Genomic DNA, 18,892 nt, shown 5'->3' on the forward strand with positions numbered 1-18,892 from the left:
CCTGAACGTGCTGGTCAGGCCTTACCGAGGATGCGGTTCAGGTTCGTTCCGCACACCGGGCAGGTGCCCTTCGCCATGCGCCGGCCGTTGGTCTCGACGACCTTGCCCTCGGCCTGACGCTTTTCCTTGCACTTCACGCAGTAGAACTCGCCGCTGTAGGTGTCCGACATGTTCGCTCCTGTTACGGGTTGTGAGTGCGGTCTGGTCGCATTGACCGCTCCTGACGAGGCGGTGCCCTGACTGGGCGTGACGCCTTTCCCAGCGACTCCCCGGCCCGGTCGGAAGGTCACATTAGCTCAGCACGCGGGTTGTGCCTGCTTAGACGGCTATTCGGCGCGCCGGAAGGGACTGCGAGTGCAGTGTGATGTCGCTTTTGTGGTGGCTCGTCCGGGTACTCGCAGTAAGAACTGCCACACGACACGCGGGCGCGAAAATGGGCCCCGGGCCGATCACCGTGCGCCTTCCCCAGCGCGCGAAGATCGATACCCGGAGCCCTGACGATCACGCTAGAAGGTGCTCGCCGGTCCGTCAATCGCGAATTCCTCCAGGGGTGCACTGGTCGTGCACCCGGCTGTGGACAACGCTGTGGACATTCTTGTGGACGACGCGCGTGCGCTGTGGACATGTCCGGGTATGTCTGGGGACAGAGCGGCGGGTCGCCGCCGGAAAGGATCACCGAGCGCAAGCCCTAGCTGCGGTTGTGCGAACGAACTGCTGTGGATCAAGGAGTCCTGGGCCGTTCGGCGGGTACGGTGCGGAGGTGGCCAATAGCACGCCGGAGCCGGCGGACGACCCGCGGGTCGAGGTACGCCGCAGTGGACGGCGCCGCAGCACGGTGACGGCCTACCGCGAGGGCGGCCGTACCGTGGTGCTCATTCCGGCCCGCTTCACCCGCAGCCAGGAAGAGGAATGGGTGAAGCGGATGCTCGACCGGCTGTCCGCCCAGGAGCGGCGCCGACGGCCCGGCGACGAGGAACTGATGACGCGGGCACTCACCCTGAACGAGCGGCACCTGCGCGGCCTGGCCACTCCCGCGAGCGTCACCTGGGTGCAGAACCAGAACACTCGCTGGGGGTCCTGCACCCCGGCCGACCGTTCGATCCGGCTCAGCACCCGGCTGCTGGGCATGCCGTCGTGGGTGCTCGACTACGTGCTGCTGCACGAGCTCGCCCATCTCATCCAGCCCGGTCACGGCCCGGACTTCTGGTCGCTGCTCGACACCTATCCGCGCACCGAGCGGGCGCGTGGCTTCCTGGAGGGGTTCTCGGCGGCCCGGGACCTGCCGATGGACGACGATCCACCCGGCTCGGCCGAGGACGGCGACAACCCCGCCGACCATGCCGCGCACGCCGATCAGGACGACGAGGACGACGCCAACCCGGACGACGCGAACCCGGACGAGCCCCGCGACACCGAGAGCATCGCCGCCCTGGACGTGGGGGCGGCCGTGGTGACCCGCAGCCTCGGCCGTCGGCAGGCTCGTCAGAACTCGGCCTGAGGCCTGCCGGCAGTTGTGGGGCTCAGGCGGACGCCGGACTCGGCCTGGCCGGCACTCGGCCCGGTCCACGGCACTCGGCCTGGTTCACGGTGCTCGGCCCGGCCGAGGCAACGCTCGCGACCGACGGCTCAGCCCTGCCCGGGCACACGGTTTTCACCGGCGCGCGGTCGGCACCCAGCCGTCCGGCTGCGCGGCCAGCACCTCGGTCGCCCTGCGCACCAGCTCGGGCACGCCGGAGGCGAGATCCCGCGGCAGATCGTGCACCGGCCACCAGCGCACCTGGGGCGACTCGTCGCTCGGGGTCGGGTCGACCACGTCGCTGAGCATCAGGTACTGAAGGTCGAGGTGATAGTCGACCACGCCCGGCGCGCAGGGCGCGGGGTGCCGCGACAGCAGCACCGGTGCCGGCGTCACCCGGCCGGACAGTCCGGTCTCCTCAGCCACCTCACGGGCCGCGGCCGCCGCCCCGCTGGGGTCACCGGCCTCGAAATGGCCTCCGGGCTGCACCCAGGTCTGCATCTTGTGGTGGAACACCAGGCAGGTCTGGGCGCCGTCAGGACTCAGGACCGCCGCCGAGGCGGTGAGATGGGCCGGTGCCTGCGCGCGGCGCAGCAGGCCGTCGCCGGTGCTGGCCAGGAGGGCCAGCCAGGCGGTCTGCTCGAAACGCTCGGCCGGGCTCTGCGGCCGGGCGTCACGAAGGGCGGCGCCGACATCGTCCAGAAGCCGGGCACCGCCCTCGGCGAGGTCACTCACTGGTCGTCGTCGTCCTTCTTCGGCTCGTCCTTCTGCGGACCGCCCTCGGGGGACGGTTCGTCGGGCGCCTCGCCCAGGCCGCCGTCGAGCAGCCGGGCCAGTTCGGCGTCCATGTCGTCGGTCTGCGGCTCCACCCCGGCGAAGCCGACCGGGTCGGCGAAGGCGGCCTCGCCGGGCGCGATGTCGGGGTGTTCCCAGAGGGCGTCGCGGCCGGCGGCGCCTCGGGCCGCGGTCAGCGCGGACCACACCGCGGCGGCCTCCCGCAGCCGGCGCGGCCGCAGCTCGAGACCGACCAGCGAGGCGAAGGTGTGCTCGGCCGGGCCACCGGCGGCGCGGCGCCGGCGCAGGGTCTCCTGCAAGGCGGACGCGTGCGGCAGTGAGTGCCGGGCGGCCTCGTCGACCACCGTGTCCACCCAGCCCTCGACCAGCGCCAGGGCCATCTCCAGCCGGTCCAGGGCGGCCTGCTGGGTGGGGGTGCGCTCGGGCTCGAAGATGTCCGAGGCCAGGGCCTGCTGCATGGCCTGCGGGTCGCTGGGGTCGAGGTCGCGGATGGCCGACTCGATGCGGTCGGTGTCGATCACGATGCCGCGGGCGTACTCCTCGACCGCCGCCAGCAGGTGCGCACGCAGCCACGGCACCCCGGCGACCAACCGGGCATAGGCCGCCTCGCGCAGCGCCAGGTACAGCCGGACCTCGTCTTCCTCCAGACCCAGGCCCTCGCCGAATTCGGCCAGGTTGGCCGGGATCATCGCGACCTTGCCGGCCGGGAGCAGGGGCAGGCCGACGTCTCCGCCGCCGATCACCTCGCGCGACAGCGCGCCCAGGGCCTGGCCGAGCTGCGCGCCGAAGAACGTGCCACCCATCTTGCGCATCATCGGCAGGGCATTGCCGAGCACGGCGCGCATCTCCGGCGGGGCCTGCTCGGTGAGGGCCTTGGCCATCGCCTCGTTGACGCTGTTCGCCACCGGCTCGACCACGATCTTCCAGACGCCGAGCGTGTTCTCGATCCACTCGGCCCGGCTCCATGCCTCGGTGCGGGCCGTGGCCGAGGGCAGGTCGCAGACCCGGTCGAGCCACAGGTCGGCCGTGCGCAGGGCTTCGGCGACCTTGCGCTGCTGGGCGTCGCCCACGCTCGGGTCGCCGCCCTCGGCGGCCGCCTGACGGGCCACGTTGGTGGCGAGCTCCCAGTTGACCGGGCCGTCGCCGCCACCGCTCATCATCATCTGCTGCACGGAGCTGAGCATCGCCTGGAGCGACTGCGCGTCTTGCGGCATGCCGGGCATGTTGAGCATGCCCGGGGGCAGGCTGCCGAGCAGGTCGGGCGGGAGCCCGGCGCCACCCGCGCCACCGCCCATGAAGGCGGAGAACAGCCCGGCCAGCGGGTCTTCGGGGGTTTCGTCGTCTTTCTTGCGCGGGCCGCCCGGCGCGCCGCCGGTGCTCAGGTCGGACCCGAAGCCGATGCGCGGCCCGGTGCCCGGACGCGGTTCGTCGCGAGGCGTCTCACCGCTGTCGCCCTGGTTCTTCTCGCGGCCCTCGTCGTCGCGGGGGCCGTCGGACCCAGCGTCCCGGCCGTCCCGGTTTCCCTCGCTCATGTTCCCGTCTCCCTCGCTGGCGATGGCTGCCGCCCGCCCGGTGCCGCGTGCCCGATCAGCCTGTCAAGCCTGTCTGAGACCCGCCTCCAGGGTCGCACCGAATCCGCTGGGACACAGAACGACAGGAGGTCGCACCGACACCGGCCGGTGTCGGTGCCGATTTTGCCGAGTGCGGGGCGCGGCGCTGCGCCGGGGTGGTGGGGTCAGTCTGTCGGGTCCAACGCGCGGGACCGGTCGCTGGAGCCCGGATCCGCCCACGGCGAAACCCGATCTGCCTGATCGGGCACGGGCGCTGTTGCGAGGGCCGACCCGGGGTGCCGGGAATCGGCTGGTGATGATGGGATTCATCCGTGACCCCGACACGCCGCACTCGCTTCCTGCTCGGATCAGGCGGCCCGGCGGGGCCGGGAGTGATCGCGATCACGGGCGCCGCCGGCCCGGCCGGCCGCGCCCTGGTGCGCTCGTTGCTCCGCCGGATGAGTGAAACGCCCACGTCGGCCCCCACCCGGGTGATCGCCATCGACACCGCCGAGCGGATCGAGCGGCTGACCGCCCCCGGGCCGGACCCGAAGCCGGGCTCCAGGAACGCGGTGGACCCGGTGCGGGGTCAGGTGGAGGCCGGCCTGGAGTACGCCGCCGAGCCTGCTCCGGTGCCCGAGGTCGCCGGTGCGGCAACCGAAGTGACCCAGGAATTCGTCACGCCCGGTACGGGACTGGCGGCACCAAAAGTGGGGCCGGCGGCGGGACCAGGGGCGGGACCGGTGGTGGCACCCGGAGAGGGACCGATGGTGGCACCCGGAGTAGCGCCGACGGGGGGACCGACAGCGGCATCGACGTCAGCAACCCCGGCTCAGGACAGTGAGGCCGCCCGGGCAGCCCGCATGCCGTCCGGCGAACTGGCTGAAAGGGCCGAGCAGACCGGCACGGCCGGGCAGACCGCGAAGGCCGGTCGGGCGGACCAGAACGCGAAGACCGGGCAGACCTCGAGTGCGGGGCAGGCCGAGACGGCGGGGCAGGCCGAGACGGCGGGGCAGGCCGAGACGGCGGGGCAGGCCGAGACAGCGGGGCAGAGCGAGAAGACGGGGCAGAGCGAGAAGGCAGGGCAGGCCGAGAAGGCGGGGCAAGCCACCGGGGCCGAGGGGCTGGGTGGGGAGGGGAGCTCTTCGTCGTCCACTGTTACTGAAGAACCCACCCGGCCGCGCCGCCGCTCCTACCTGCCGGCCGGCCTGACCCCTTCACGCAAGGAACCGCGCAAGGACAAAGAGCCCCGCAAGGACAGGGAGCCGCGCGAGGAGAAGACCAAGGACGACGAACCGGCGCCGTCCGCGCCCGAACTCGGCATCGTGCCGGGCACCGACACCGGGGTGGAGTGGCGCGCGGCCGACATCTCCTCGCCCGAGGTGGTGACGGCACTCGACGCCGCCGACGTGGTGATCCATCTTGCCACGGCCGACGACGCGACCGAGGCGGTCAGCGGCAGCCCGTCCGACCGGCGGCTGCGCGCGGTGCGGGCAGCGCAGGCGGTCAGCATGGCCGCGGCCGCGGTCGGGGCCCGCCGCCTGGTCGCCGTCACCACCGCGATGGTCCTCGGCGCCCGCCCCGACAACCCGGTGCCGCTGGCCGACGACGCGGACTGCCGCGCCGACCCGGACGACGGCCTGATCGGCGACCTGCTGGAGGTAGAGCGGGTGCTGGAGCGGATCCCGCGCGTGCATCCCGGGCTGGCCTTCAGCCTGGTGCGCCCGGCCGCGCTGGTCGGGCCCGGCGTCGACACCGCGGTCACCCGGCACTTCGAGGCGCCCCGGCTGCTGGTGCTGCGCGGCACCGGCACGCAGTGGCAGTTCTGCCACGTCGACGACCTGGCCGAGGCGATCTGGACGGTGATCAGCAGCGGCATCGACGGTCCGCTGGCGGTGGGCGCGCCGGGCTCGCTGGACGAGACACAGGTCGAGACGATCAGCGGCATGCGGCGTCTGGAGGTGCCGACCGCGCTGGCCTTCAGCACCGCCGAGCGCCTGCACCGGGTGGGGGTGCTGAACACGCCGGCCAGTGAGCTCGCCTACGTCGTCCACCCGTGGGTCGTCGGGTCGGCCGGGCTGCTCGCCGCCGGCTGGGCGCCGGAGCACGACAACGAGGCCTGCCTGCGGGGTCTGCTGGAGGACCAGCGCCGGCGCCGGGCCCTGGGCTGGCGGGTGGACCGCCGCGACGCGGCGATGGGCGCTGCCGGTGCGGCGGGGGCCGCGGTGGCGCTGCTGGGCACCGCCGCGATCGTGCGGCAGGCCAGGTCACGTCAGTCCAAACGTCGCCGTTCTACCCTTGAGCCGTGAGCGATCAGCCCGACAGCGGCAACCCTGTGAACAGCCCGGACGATCGCTGGGTGCCGCCCAGATCGGGGCTGATCGACCCGCGCACCGGGGTGATGCTGATCGCCTGTCTCTTCGCGGTGATCCTGTCGGCCGTGGTGGTGCTGCTGCCGGTGAAGTACGCGATCATGCAGCCCGGCCCGGTGCTCAACACCCTGGGCGAGGTGGACGGCAAGCCGCTGATCTCGGTCTCCGGCCACCAGACCTACGAGACCACCGGCACACTCGACCTGACCACGGTCTCGCTGCTCGGCGGCCCCGACCGCAAGGTCACGCTGCTCCAGGTGGTCGACGGCTGGCTGCGCGGCAGCAAGGCGGTGGTGCCGGAGGAGCAGGTGTTCACCCCCGGCGAGACCCAGGAGGAGTCGGACGCCGAGAACCAGGCGGAGATGACCTCGTCGCAGGAGAGCGCGACCGCCGCGGCGCTGTGGGCCCTCGACATCGACGTGCCGACCACGCTGACGGTGGCCGGCACCGCGGAAGGCTCGCCGGCCGCCGACGTCCTCGAGGAGAAGGATGTGATCACCGCGGTCAACGGCACGGCCATCGGTGACCTGGCCGATCTGCGCACCACGCTGGCCGGTCTGGAGGCGGGTGCGAAGATCACCGTGACGGTGCAGCGCGACGGCAAGAAGCGCACGCTGACCACCGAGACGATGAAGAACGACGCGGGCGACACGGTCCTCGGCATCTACATCACGCCGGACTTCGACTTCCCGTTCGACGTGAAGATCCAGATCGAGGACATCGGCGGCCCGAGCGCCGGGATGATGTTCGCCCTCGGCATCATCGACACGCTCACCCCCGGCGACCTGACCGGCGGCAAGCACATCGCCGGCACCGGCACGATCGACGCCGACGGCACCGTGGGTGCGATCGGCGGCATCCGGCAGAAGCTGGTGGGTGCGCGTCAGGCGGGGGCGGACTACTTCCTCGCCCCCGCCGACAACTGCGACGAGGTGGCCGGGCACGTGCCCGACGGCCTCCAGGTGATCCGGGTCGAGACGCTCGACCAGGCCCGCACCGACGTCGAGGCGATCGCGGACGGCACCGCCTCGGGGCTCAAGGGCTGCGAATAAGGGACGACGGAAAGACCCGTCGCACCGTCAGTCCAGGGTCGCGGCCACGCCCTCGACCAGGCCGGGAGCCAGGTCGCGGCCCACCGCCACGCTGTCGTCGGAGTCGTGGTCGCGGGCCCGGACGGCACAGCAGTACTCGCCGCTGCGCAGCACGGCGGCGCCCAGGCGCACGTCACGCCGGTCGGGGTGCCGGTCGATCCACTCGATCGCCGCGGCCTCGTCGTCCGGGATCTGGCTCTCCGCCTCGGGCGGCAGCACGGTGCGCTCGACCACCACGGCCGCGCCGTCCACGCTGTCCGGCCAGGCGATCTGGTGCAGCAGCTCCTCCAGGTTCTGGGCCTCCGGCAGGCCCTCCTGCTCGACCGCGGTCAGGTGGTCGAGGTCCTCGGTGGCGGCATTGATCACCTCGGTCGGCAGCCGGTTCGCCAGTGAGGGGTCGCGCTCCAGTGCGCCCGCCGTCTTGACCAGGGCGAACACCCGGATCGGAGCGTCCCAGCCGGCGGTGGCGACGTGACGCTCGAGCTCCACGATCACGCGGCGGACGGACAGCGAACGGGGGTCGGCGGGTTCATCAGTCACGCCCGCATCCTTCCATCCTGTGGATCACCGGACCTCCTCACCCGGACGGGGGAGTTTTCACAGCCCGGAATCAGCTGCGTCGGGTAGGGAACCGGGCGGATCGTGGGTAAGTTCTCCATGCGTGACGTACGAGCGCGACCCACGCGGCCCCCGTCCGGTCCTCAACAGGCGACGGCGCGGTGCGCTGGCGCCCACGCTGATCACGCTGGGCGTGCTGATCGTGCTGGGGTTGATCGCGTCCCAGATGTGGACCGAGGTGCTCTGGTTCCAGTCGGTCGGCTACACCCAGGTGTACCGCACCGAGCTGCTGACCAAGATCGCCCTGTTCGTGCTGGGCGCCCTGGTGATGGGCGCGGCGGTGGCGGCCTCGCTGATCATCGGCTACCGCAGCCGCCCGATCTACGCCCCGATGTCGACCGAGCAGGTCGGTCTCGACCGCTACCGGGAGAGCATCGAGCCGCTGCGCCGCCTGGTCGGCCTGGCGGTGCCGATCGTGCTCGGCCTGTTCGCCGGGTCGGCGGCCAGCCAGCAGTGGCAGACCGTTCAGCTGTGGCTGCACCGGGTGCCGTTCGGCGAGAAGGACCCGCAGTTCAAGATGGACATCGGGTTCTTCGTGTTCACCCTGCCCTGGTTGCAGTTCCTGGTCAGCTTCCTGACCGCCGCGGTGTTCCTGTCGGCCATCGCCGCCCTGGTGACGCACTACCTGTACGGCGGTCTGCGGGTGCAGGGTGCCGGCCAGCGGCTCACCTCGGCCGCGCGCGTGCACCTGTTCGTGCTGGCCGCCTCGTTCCTGGTGCTGCGCGGCCTGGACTACTGGCTCGGCCGCTACGCCCTCTCCACCAAGACCTCGCGGCTGATCACCGGTCTCACCTACACCGACGCCAACGCCGGGCTGACCTCACGGGGCATCCTGGCCGGCGTCGCGATGATCATCGCCGTCCTGTTCATCGTCGCCGCGTTCGTCGAGCGCGCCCGGCTGATCCCGCTCTACGGCACCGCCCTGCTGGTGGTGTCGGCCATCGTGATCGGCGGCATCTACCCGGCCGGTGTGCAGCGCTTCCAGGTGCAGCCGAGCGCGCAGGAGCTGGAGAACAAGTACATCCAGCGCAACATCCAGGCCACCCGCGACGCCTACGGCCTCGACAACATCAAGACCGAGACCTACAACGCCGAGTCCGACGCCGACCAGGCCGACCTGCGCGAGAGCGCCGAGGCCATCCCGGGCATCCGGCTGCAAGACCCGGCGCTGGTCAGCCCCACGTTCTCGCAGCTCCAGCAGATCAAGCAGTACTACTCGTTCGCGGACACGCTCGACGTGGACAAGTACACGATCGACGGCGAGACCAGCGACGCCGTGGTGGCCGCCCGCGAGCTGAACATCGACGCCGCGCCCAGCGCCCAGCGCAACTGGGTCAACGACCACATCGTCTACACGCACGGCTACGGCCTGGTGGCGGCGTACGGCAACGAGCGCACCTCGGACGGCGAGCCGGTGTTCCTCCAGTCCGGCATCCCCTCCACCGGTGAGCTGGGTGACTACGAGCCGCGCATCTACTTCGGCGAGAACTCGCCGGACTACTCCATCGTGGGCGCGCCGGAGGGCGCCGACCCGCAGGAGCTCGACATCCCGGACGACGAGAGCGACAGCGGCCAGGTCAACTACACCTACCAGGGCGACGGCGGCGTCGACGTCGGCTCGACCCTGCGTCAGCTGCTCTACTCGATCAAGTTCCAGGACCAGAACATCCTGCTGTCGAACCAGGTGAACTCGGACTCGCAGATCCTCTACGACCGCTCCCCGCGGGAGCGCGTCGAGAAGGTGGCGCCGTTCCTCGAACTCGACGGCGACCCCTACCCGGCCGTGGTGAACGGCAAGATCACCTGGATCATCGACGCCTACACCACCACCTCGCAGTACCCGTACTCGAAGACCCAGGTGCTGGAAGACGCCACGTCCGACTCGATCACCGAGACCACGACGGCCGTCAACCCGCTGGACAACACCCGGGTCAACTACATCCGTAACTCGGTGAAGGCCACGGTCGACGCCTACGACGGCACGGTCACGCTGTACACCTGGGACGACGAGGACCCGATCCTGAAGGCCTGGACCAAGGTCTTCCCGAACACGGTCAAGCCGATCGGTGACATCAGCTCCCAGCTCATGTCGCACCTGCGCTACCCGGAAGACCTGTTCAAGGTGCAGCGTGAGCTGTTGCAGCAGTACCACGTGACCGACGCGAACGCGTTCTACTCGCAGCAGGACTTCTGGACGGTCCCGGACGACCCGACCCGGGACGGCGGCAACTCGCTCCAGCCGCCGTACTACCTGACCCTCCAGATGCCCGGCACGGACACCACGAACTTCTCGCTGACGTCCACCTTCATCCCGGCGGGCCGCACCCGTGGCGTGCTCACCGGCTTCCTGGCGGTCGACGCCGACGCCGGCGACACGGCGGGCAAACCGCGGGAGGACTACGGGCAGCTGAGACTGCTGCAACTGCCCAAGGACACGGTGATCTCCGGGCCCAGCCAGGTGCAGAACACGTTCAACTCCGACCCGGACGTGTCGTACCTGCTGAACCAGCTGCAACGGGGGAGCGACAGCTCGGTCCAGCGCGGCAACCTGCTCACCCTGCCGCTGGCCGGTGGTCTGCTCTACGTGCAGCCGGTCTACGTGAAGGGCTCGGGTGCCACGGCCTACCCGCTGCTCCAGAAGGTGCTGGTCTCGTTCGGTGACGAGATCGGGTTCGCCGACGATCTCGACGGCGCGCTCGACCAGGTCTTCGGCGAGGCCAGGGCCAGCGACGGCGACGACTCCGGAGACGACTCCGGCGGTGGCGACACCTCGGGCGACTCCGCGGTGGCCCGGGCCCAGGCCAGCCTCCAGTCCGCCCTGGACGACGCGTCCAAGGCCTTCAAGGAGGGGCAGACGGCGCTCCAGAGCAGCGACTTCGCCGCCTACGGCCAGGCCCAGACCGCGTTGGAAGACGCGCTCCAGCGGGCCACCGAGGCGGAGACGGCCCTGGAAGCGGCCCAGCAGGCAGCGGGCGCGACCGCCACGGCCACGCCGTCGACCAGTGCCACACCGAGCTCCACACCGAGCTCCACGCAGAGTTCCACCCAGAGCGCCACACCGAGTCCGTCGGGCACCACCTCGGCCGGCTGACCCGTCTGAGTCACCCCGCACTCACGTCGATTTGCTGTTCGACCCCGACAGCGAATAGAGTTACATCAACGACGCGGGGTGGAGCAGCTCGGTAGCTCGCTGGGCTCATAACCCAGAGGTCGCAGGTTCAAATCCTGTCCCCGCTACCAGAAGTTGGGCCCGGTCTCCTGAACAAGGAGGCTGGGCCCAACTGCTTTGTCCTCACCCGACACGGACTTGCCGCCCCCTACGCTCCTTCCGCTCCCTAACCTTCCGAGTGCGGCCGTCCGGCCGCACTTCTCGGAACGGGGGGAGAAGAATCCCGATGAGGCACAGACTTCTCATGACCGCCGCGGCACTCGCGGCGGCGGTCGGGCTGGTGCAGGCGCCGTCGGCCGGGGCCGCCACTACCCTGTGCGAGCAGTACGCCACCGCCAAGATCCAGGGCGGCAAGTACATCGTGCAGAACAACCGCTGGGGCACGAGCTCCGAACAGTGCATCGACGTCACCGACACGGGTTTCACGATCAGCAAGCAGGACGGGGTCAACCCGACCAACGGCGCGCCGACCGCGTACCCGTCGGTCTTCTGGGGGTGCCACTACAACAACTGCACCAACGGTTTCTCGCCGATCCGGGCCGACAGCACCGATTTCGGCAAGATCACCACGAAGGCCGGGCTGACCTACATCAGCAGCGGCAACTGGAACGCCTCGTACGACATCTGGTTCGACCCGACCGCTCGCAAGGACGGCCAGAACACCGGGGCCGAGATCATGGTCTGGACCAGCCATTCCGGGCCACCGCAGCCGTACGGGTCCAAGGTGGCCACGGGGGTGACGATCGCCGGCAGCACCTATGACGTCTGGTACGGCAACAGCGGCTGGAACGTGGTCTCGTACGTGCGCACCACCGCGGCCGCCGACGTCAGCTTCACGGTGGACGACTTCTACAAGGACTCGGTGACGCGTGGCTACGCGCAGCGGTCCTGGTACCTGACCAGTGTCCAGGCCGGGTTCGAGCCGTGGAGCGGTGGAAAGGGCCTGGCGGTGAAGACCTTCTCGGTGAACGCTCCGGTCACCCCGCCGACCTGCACGGCGGCCTTCGCCCTGAACACCACCTGGAACACCGGATTCACCGCTGACGTGACGGTGAAGAACACCGGCGGCACCGCCACCGGCAGCTGGAAGGTGAAGTGGACCTGGCCGGGCAACCAGACCATCTCCAGCATCTGGAACGCCACCGAAACCCGTTCGGGTAAAACCGTGACCGCGTCCAGCATGGACTACAACAGCGTCGTCCCGGCGGGCGGCACCACCGGTTTCGGGATGGTGGTGAACGGCGCGGCCACCACGCCGGCCCTCACCTGTACCGCCACCTGAACCCGACCACGAACGGACGCCCGTGGGCACCGGACCGGTGCCCACGGGCGTCCCTGGTTGTGCGGACGGCCTCAGAGGATCGAGCGGTACAGCTCCTCGATCTGGGTGACCGTGGCCTCGCGCGGGTTGCCCCCGGCGCAGACGTCGTCGAAGGCGGCCTGCGCCAGGGCGGGCAGGTCCTCCTCCCGGGCGCCGATCTCGCCCAGCGTGGTCGGGTTGCCGAGCTCACGGGTCAGCTCGGCGACTGCCTCGACGGCGGCGACGCGGACCTCGTCCAGCGGCATGGTGGCGGCGTCGGCCACCCCGAAGGCGACAGCGATGTCGCGGTAACGCTCGCCGCTGTTCTCCGCGTTGAAGGCCATCACCGGGGCGAGCAGGACGCCGTTCGCGACGCCGTGCGGGGCGGAGTAGAACGCGCCCAGCGGGTGTGCCATGGCGTGCACCAGGCCGAGACCCACGTTGGAGTAACCCATTCCGGCCACGTACTGGCCCAGGGCCATGCGCTCCGCGGCCTCCGGGTCGCCGTCGGCGGCGGCCTTCAGCGAGCCGGCGATCGTGGTGATCGCCTTGAGGTGGAACAGGTCGGACAGTTCCCAGGCACCCCGGGTGATGTAGCCCTCGATGGCGTGGGTCAGGGCGTCCAGGCCGGTCGCGACCTTGAGGCCGCGCGGGGCGCTCGCCATCATCTCGGAGTCGACGACGGCCAGGACCGGGATGTCGTGCGGATCGACGCAGACGAACTTACGCTGCCGCTCGACATCGGTGATGACGTAGTTGATGGTGGTCTCGGAGGCGGTGCCGGCCGTGGTGGGCACCGCGATGATCGGCACCGACGGGTTCTTCGTGGGGGCCACGCCCTCCAGTGAGCGCACGTCGGAGAACTCCGGGTTGGCGACGATGATGCCGATCGCCTTGCAGGTGTCCTGCGGGGAGCCGCCGCCGACGGCGATCAGCACGTCCGCCCCGGCCGCCCCGAACGCCGCGACGCCGGCCTGCACCTTCTCGATCGGCGGGTTGGGCAGGACGTCGGAGAACACCTCGTAGGGGAACTGCGCGGCGTCGAGCAGGGCGGTGACCCGGCCGGTCACGCCGGTGTCGACGAGCACCTGGTCGGACACCACGAAGGCCTTGCGGAACCCGCGCCGGGCGAGCTCGCCGGGGATCACCTCGATCGAGCCGGCGCCGAAGTAGGCGGTCTGGTTCCAGATCATCCGATACGCCATGTCACTTGCTCCGATCGAGCCCGGAAGGGGTATTGAAACCTTTCAATCTGGAGCGTAGGCGGCCCGGGTGCCGCCCTCAGCGATCATTGGGCCCCCGGGGCGGGGCCGGCAGTCATCAATCAGGGACGCTCGTGGGGGCTTTTCGGCGGTCGGTCACCGGGCGGTCGGTCACCTGATCAGTCACCGGATCGGCGCGGCTGTCTGTTGGCCGAATACTAAGCAGGCGTCACTCCAGGCTCAATTGTTCACCGGAAAGTGCTGTCAGTCAGGGAGGTTCGATAAATCACCCCTAAATCCGTCCCGGCGAGCAACTTTCCGGAACCCCACGGCAACTGGACAGGCGTAACCGTCCGATCGTGGCTTTCGACGCCGCGTGCCCTGACACCGGAAAGAGAAGACACTTTTCATGAAGGCTCGTATCGCGCTGGCCGCCACCGCCGTGGCCGCCGCCGTCGTCGGGGGCGGCATCGTGCTGTCCGGCCCGGCCTCGGCCGTCGAGACCACCCTCTGCGACCAGTACGCCTCCACCAAGGTCCAGGGTGGCGAATACATCGTGCAGAACAACGTCTGGGGGACGAGCGCCACCCAGTGCATCGACGTCACCGACGACGGGTTCACCATCACCCAGCAGGACGGCGTCAACTCCGGCGGCGCCCCGACCGCCTACCCGTCGCTGGTGTGGGGCTGCCACTACAACAACTGCACCAACGACTTCTCCCCGATCCTGGCCAGCTCCAGCGAGTTCGACAAGATCGGGTCGCAGGCCTCGTTCACCTACAACACCGGTGGCGTCTGGAACGCCTCGTACGACATCTGGTTCGACCCGACCGCCCGTAAGGACGGCCAGAACACCGGCGCCGAGATCATGATCTGGGCCAACCACGCCGGTGGCGCCTCGCCGGTCGGCTCCAAGGTCGGCGAGGTGACCACGGCCGGTGGCACCTGGGACGTCTGGTACGGCAACAGCGGTTGGAACGTCGTCTCGTACGTCCGCACCTCCGCGGCGTCGTCCGTCGACTACAAGGTGACGGACTTCTACGACGACGCCGTGGACCGCGGTTACGCGCAGGACTCCTGGTACCTCACCAGCATCCAGGCCGGGTTCGAGCCGTGGAGCGGTGGAAAGGGCCTGGGCATCGACGACTTCGCGGTGACCACGGACGGGTCGGGCGGCACCACGCCGGACGACTCGGGCACCACTGAGCCGACCGCCACCACCACCGCGACGCCGGTCGTCACCACCACGGCGCCCACCACCACCGACCCGGGCACCGGCACGGGCGGCGAGACCGGCGACTGCGCCGCGAGCTACAAGGTGACCCAGTCGTGGGGCTCCGGCTTCATCGGTGAGGTCACCGTGAAGAACACCGGTGACAGCGCCACCCAGGGCTGGAAGGTCAACTGGACCTGGCCGTCGGGCCAGAAGCTGGCCTCGATGTGGAACGCCTCCAACGAGACCTCCGGCAGCACCGTGACCGCGAGCAACGTCAGCTACAACGGCGGCGTGGCCAAGGGTGACAGCACCACGTTCGGGATGCAGGTGGACGGCTCCTCCGCCACCCCGACCCTGACCTGCACCGCCGGCTGAGTCGACGGTGTGAAGGAGGCCGCCCCCGGAACCCTGCGGATGGTTCCGGGGGCGGACTGCATCCACGGTGTCCCTTTTGCCCGGTACGGAGCCGGGTTTCGGCGCCGATTCGCTTTCCTGACGGGAGTGGCATAGTCTTTATTCATCGACGCGGGGTGGAGCAGCTCGGTAGCTCGCTGGGCTCATAACCCAGAGGTCGCAGGTTCAAATCCTGTCCCCGCTACCACGGTTGAGGCCTGGTCACCGAATTAACGGTGACCAGGCCTCATTTCGTTTGCCGGTTCGTGGATCCGTTGGCGTGACCGGCGTCTGACGGGACCGGGATGCCGCCGGCTCGGTTGACATGATCGGCATCGGCCGACGTGGCCAGCGGCGACTGACGTGAGCGGCGGCGACTGACGTGAGCGGTTCGATCCGGTGCCGCACTTCACGCCTTCCGTGCCGCGCCCGGCTTCGCGTCTTGCGCGCCGACTGACATCCCGGTGGCACGTGACTGTGGATGGGTGTCATGACCGTGGGTCAATATTGACCCACTGACGGAATGGGTCAATATTGACCCACAGGAGGTGGTGGAATGGCTGAATCGATCTGGGCCCGGGTGAACGGCCCGGCTGAGCTGGGTGCCTTCGTGCGTGAGGTGCGTGAGCGAGCCGAGATGACCCAGGAGCAGCTGGCTGATGCCATCGGGGCAGACCGTAAGTACGTCTATCAGGTCGAGTCCGGCCAGGGCACGCGCTATGCCCTGCGGCTGTTCGCGCTGCTGCGCGAGCTGGATGTCGACATCCAGGTACGCACCCGGTGACGACCCTCGATGCCTGGCGGTACGGGACCCGTGTCGCCGTGGCTCCACGACGAGGTCGGGGTGCCGCCGGTGAGGGCAAGGGGCCGGATGCGGGCCGAACAGCCCCGCCTCCCCGGAGGGCGTCCGGGCGGTGGCCGCTACGCCGGCCCCGGAGAACTGCTCCCGTAGAGTGACACCGTGGACGATCCGGCCCCCGACGTGGCGCGCTACCCGTCCACCATCGCCGAGACGTTCGAGCACGAGCTGGTGGTCAAGAAGTCCCGGTTCATCGCCCACCTGGCCCCGGCTCGCAGCACCGAGCAGGCCGACGCCGTCATCGCGGCGGTGCGCAAGCAGTACTGGGACGCCCGGCACCACTGCGTCGCCATGGTCATCGGCACCCACGCCGACCAGCAGCGTTCCTCCGACGGGGGTGAGCCCTCCGGCACCGCGGGCGTCCCCATGCTCGAGGTGCTGCGCCGGCGTGAGCTCACCGACCTGGTGGCGGTGGTGACCCGCTACTTCGGCGGGGTCAAGCTCGGGGCCGGCGGACTGGTGCGGGCCTACTCCTCGGCCGTCTCCGAGGCCCTCGACCTGGTTCCGGTCGTGCAGCGCACCCCGGCCGTCCGGGTCAGCGTGGACGTCCCGCACCCGGACGCCGGGCGTCTCCAGGGCGTGCTGCGGGACTGGGCCGCCGCCCGCGACGCCCAGGTGGCCGGTGTGGACTACGCGGCGAACGCCACCATCACCCTGCTCGTGCCGCCCGCCCGGCTGGACGACCTCGACGCCTCACTCGCCGCCGCCAGCGCGGGCCGGCTGGTGGCCGAGCGCGGCACCACCGTGGTGATGGAGCACCTCTCCGGAGCCCACGGCGACACGCGATAAGCTTCCCGGCCGTCCTGGTCACCGCCCCACCGTTTCCGCAGGAGTCCCCGTTGCCCGCTCTGCCCGTCTTCTTCGACTGCGACACCGGGATCGACGACTCCCTGGCCCTGGCCCAGCTGGTCTCCAGGACGGACGTCGACCTGGTCGGCATCAGCACGGTGAGCGGCAACACCGATGCCGCCCAGGCCGCCCGCAACACGCTCGACCTGCTGGCCCTGCTCGGCCGCGACGACGTGCCGGTCGCGGTCGGCGAGCACCACCCGATCGCCGGTGACTACGCCGGCGGGGCGCCGGAGGTGCACGGCGGCAACGGGATCGGCGACGTCGAGCTGCCCCGGGCCACTCGTCCCGTGGCCGCCGCCACCGGTGCCGAGCAGCTGGTCGCGACCGCCCGCGAGCACGCCGGGCGGCTTCACCTGATCGCCGTCGGCCCGCTGACCAACCTGGCCAAGGCCCTGGATCAGGCCCCCGACCTGCCCGGCCTGGTGGGACACGTGACGATCATGGGCGGGGCGGTCTGGCACGAGGGCAACATCACCCCGCACGCCGAGGCCAACATCCACAACGACGCCGAGGCGGCCGCCCGGGTGCTCGGCGCCGGGTGGCCGGTCACCCTGGTGCCGCTCGACGTCACGATGACCCACTCGCTCGACGGCGCCGCCCAGGCCGCGCTGGCCGCCCGCGGCACCACCTTCCACGACGCCCTGGCCGGCATGCTCGACTGTTACTTCAGCTTCCACGAAGACCGTTACGGCAGGCGGATCTCGGCGCTGCACGACCCGATGGCCACGATGCTGGCGACCGGTCAGGTCACGGCCACCACGGTGCGCTCCACCGGCATCCGGGTGGAGCTGGAGGGGGAGACCCGGGGCCGCACGGTCGCGGTGGAGGCCGGCGCGCAGCACCCGGCGGTGGACGTGGTCACCGAGATCGCCGACCCGGTCGGTCCCTGGCTGCTGGAGAGCCTTCTCGGCCTCTCCGCCTGATGCCAGCCTAATATCGGCCCATGGACATCGAGGCCGTCGACATGATCGACCGGAAGATCATCGATCAGCTGCGCATCGACGGCCGCCGCTCGTTCGGTGAGATCGGGCGGTACGTGGGTCTTTCCGAGGGCAGTGTGCGGTCCCGGTACAAGCGGTTGCTGGGACTGGGCATCGTCCAGGTGGTCGGCATGCCCAACGTGACGAAAATCGGCCTGCTGGAAGTGCATCTGTCGATCCGGGTGCGAGGGGCCACGGTGGCGGCGGTGGCCACGGCGCTGGCCGAGATGCCCGAGGTGAAGTACGTGGCGGGCTGTATCGGCAGCTACGACCTGATCGTCGACGCCCGGTTCGACAGCCATCCGGAGATTTCGGCGTTCTTGTCCGAAAAGATCCGCCGGGTGCCCGGTATCGAGTCGATCGACACCGCGACCACCCTGGAGGTGCTGAAAGACACCTACCTGTGGGCCGGTTTCCGCGACCCGGTCACTCGCCCGACCCGCCCGCACCCGGCATCGGGAACCAGCTAGGGCGCCACTCAGGCAGTCAGGCGCCGCCCAGGCCGTGCGCCCGGTCTCCGACCGGGTTGCGCAGGCCCGACCAGGAGTAGTCCTTGTACAGCCGGGTGAGCACATACTGGTCGATCGTGGCCACCCCGGGGGTGCGGCGCAGCTCGTCGAGAAGGTCGGCCAGCTGCCCCAGGTCGCGGGCCGTGCCCTCGAGGTAGATGTCGTGCGAGCCGGAGACCAGTTCCACGTGGCCGATCATCGGCAGGTCGAGCAGGCTGCGGGCCACCGCGCGCGGGGTCAGTCCGCGCACGGTGAGCAGCAGCCGCACCGACTGGTGGCCCAGGGTCAGGGGATTGCACAGGGCCACGATGCGCAGGGTGCCGTCGGTGGTGAGCCGTTGCACCCGGGCGCGCACGGTCGCCTCCGAGACCCCGATCATCGAGGCCATCTCGGTGAACGTGCGCCGCCCGTCCTCGCCGAGCAGCTCGACCAGGCGGCGGTCGATCTCGTCGACTGCCATGCGGGCCATC

General features: G+C 70.3%; 15 protein-coding genes, 2 tRNA genes and 1 pseudogene. 12 read left to right on the plus strand and 6 right to left on the minus strand.

Features of this window, described 5'->3' with window-relative positions:
• Positions 1-14: 14 nt before the first annotated feature.
• On the minus strand, positions 15-170 hold the full coding sequence (locus KIH74_RS03725; protein WP_214154278.1) for a DUF5679 domain-containing protein: 156 nt from the start codon (positions 168-170) through the stop codon (positions 15-17).
• Positions 171-760: 590 nt separating this feature from the next.
• Between KIH74_RS03725 and KIH74_RS35795 the strand changes: the two are divergent.
• A pseudogene (locus KIH74_RS35795) lies at positions 761-1,285 on the plus strand (M48 family metallopeptidase); the annotation flags it as partial.
• A gap of 366 nt (positions 1,286-1,651) precedes the next feature.
• Here the strand turns inward: KIH74_RS35795 and KIH74_RS03735 are convergent.
• Together KIH74_RS03735 and KIH74_RS03740 are read right to left on the minus strand one after the other, a co-directional pair.
• Positions 1,652-2,251 carry an NUDIX domain-containing protein gene (locus KIH74_RS03735; RefSeq protein WP_214154280.1) on the minus strand — a complete coding sequence of 200 codons (600 nt, stop codon included), beginning with the start codon at positions 2,249-2,251 and terminating at the stop codon, positions 1,652-1,654.
• On the minus strand, positions 2,248-3,843 hold the full coding sequence (locus KIH74_RS03740; protein WP_214154281.1) for a zinc-dependent metalloprotease: 1,596 nt from the start codon (positions 3,841-3,843) through the stop codon (positions 2,248-2,250). The genes KIH74_RS03735 and KIH74_RS03740 overlap by 4 nt, the downstream gene beginning before the upstream one ends.
• A 350-nt stretch (positions 3,844-4,193) precedes the next feature.
• On the opposite strand from KIH74_RS03740, the gene KIH74_RS03745 reads away from it, so the two are divergent.
• Positions 4,194-6,170, plus strand: coding sequence for an NAD-dependent epimerase/dehydratase family protein (locus KIH74_RS03745; RefSeq protein ID WP_214154282.1), 1,977 nt, complete (start codon positions 4,194-4,196; stop codon positions 6,168-6,170).
• A complete protein-coding gene (locus KIH74_RS38325; protein ID WP_214154283.1) occupies positions 6,167-7,285 on the plus strand; it encodes a YlbL family protein in 1,119 nt (372 codons plus the stop codon). Before KIH74_RS03745 ends, KIH74_RS38325 begins: the two co-directional genes overlap by 4 nt.
• Before the next feature lie 27 nt (positions 7,286-7,312).
• Here the strand turns inward: KIH74_RS38325 and KIH74_RS03755 are convergent, their stop codons facing one another.
• Entirely contained in the window at positions 7,313-7,864 is a 552-nt protein-coding gene (locus tag KIH74_RS03755) for a PPA1309 family protein (RefSeq protein ID WP_214154284.1), read from the minus strand.
• Positions 7,865-7,985: 121 nt separating this feature from the next.
• Between KIH74_RS03755 and KIH74_RS03760 the strand changes: the two genes are divergently transcribed.
• From KIH74_RS03760 to KIH74_RS03770, 3 genes are all read left to right on the plus strand, one after another.
• On the plus strand, positions 7,986-11,033 hold the full coding sequence (locus KIH74_RS03760) for a UPF0182 family membrane protein (RefSeq protein ID WP_214154285.1): 3,048 nt from the start codon (positions 7,986-7,988) through the stop codon (positions 11,031-11,033).
• 72 nt (positions 11,034-11,105) lie between these two features.
• A tRNA-Met gene (locus KIH74_RS03765) sits at positions 11,106-11,182 on the plus strand.
• Positions 11,183-11,337: 155 nt separating this feature from the next.
• Complete coding sequence (locus KIH74_RS03770) at positions 11,338-12,393, plus strand: GH12 family glycosyl hydrolase domain-containing protein (protein WP_214154286.1); 1,056 nt, start codon at positions 11,338-11,340, stop codon at positions 12,391-12,393.
• 71 nt (positions 12,394-12,464) lie between these two features.
• On the opposite strand, the gene fucO is transcribed toward KIH74_RS03770, so the two are convergent.
• The gene (gene fucO / locus KIH74_RS03775) at positions 12,465-13,616 is read right to left on the minus strand and encodes a lactaldehyde reductase (protein WP_214154287.1); all 1,152 of its coding nucleotides are present in this window, start codon (positions 13,614-13,616) and stop codon (positions 12,465-12,467) included.
• 406 nt (positions 13,617-14,022) lie between these two features.
• On the opposite strand from fucO, the gene KIH74_RS03780 reads away from it, so the two are divergent.
• From KIH74_RS03780 to KIH74_RS03805, 6 genes are all read left to right on the plus strand, one after another.
• Complete coding sequence (locus KIH74_RS03780; RefSeq protein WP_214154288.1) at positions 14,023-15,204, plus strand: GH12 family glycosyl hydrolase domain-containing protein; 1,182 nt, start codon at positions 14,023-14,025, stop codon at positions 15,202-15,204.
• A gap of 149 nt (positions 15,205-15,353) precedes the next feature.
• Positions 15,354-15,430: transfer RNA gene (locus KIH74_RS03785), tRNA-Met, on the plus strand.
• Between the two features lie 348 nt (positions 15,431-15,778).
• Complete coding sequence (locus KIH74_RS03790) at positions 15,779-16,006, plus strand: helix-turn-helix transcriptional regulator (RefSeq protein WP_214154289.1); 228 nt, start codon at positions 15,779-15,781, stop codon at positions 16,004-16,006.
• Positions 16,007-16,183: 177 nt separating this feature from the next.
• Positions 16,184-16,870, plus strand: coding sequence for an IMPACT family protein (locus KIH74_RS03795; protein ID WP_214154290.1), 687 nt, complete (start codon positions 16,184-16,186; stop codon positions 16,868-16,870).
• A 50-nt stretch (positions 16,871-16,920) separates the two neighbouring features.
• Positions 16,921-17,856, plus strand: coding sequence for a nucleoside hydrolase (locus KIH74_RS03800; protein ID WP_214154291.1), 936 nt, complete (start codon positions 16,921-16,923; stop codon positions 17,854-17,856).
• Between the two features lie 20 nt (positions 17,857-17,876).
• Positions 17,877-18,383 carry an Lrp/AsnC family transcriptional regulator gene (locus tag KIH74_RS03805; protein WP_214154292.1) on the plus strand — a complete coding sequence of 169 codons (507 nt, stop codon included), beginning with the start codon at positions 17,877-17,879 and terminating at the stop codon, positions 18,381-18,383.
• Between the two features lie 16 nt (positions 18,384-18,399).
• Here the strand turns inward: KIH74_RS03805 and KIH74_RS03810 are convergent, their stop codons facing one another.
• Positions 18,400-18,882, minus strand: a complete 483-nt coding sequence (locus KIH74_RS03810; protein WP_214154293.1) for an Lrp/AsnC family transcriptional regulator — start codon at positions 18,880-18,882, stop codon at positions 18,400-18,402.
• Positions 18,883-18,892 lie beyond the last annotated feature (10 nt).

The sequence above is a fragment of the Kineosporia corallincola genome (assembly GCF_018499875.1).
In the GTDB taxonomy this organism is placed as follows: domain Bacteria; phylum Actinomycetota; class Actinomycetes; order Actinomycetales; family Kineosporiaceae; genus Kineosporia; species Kineosporia corallincola.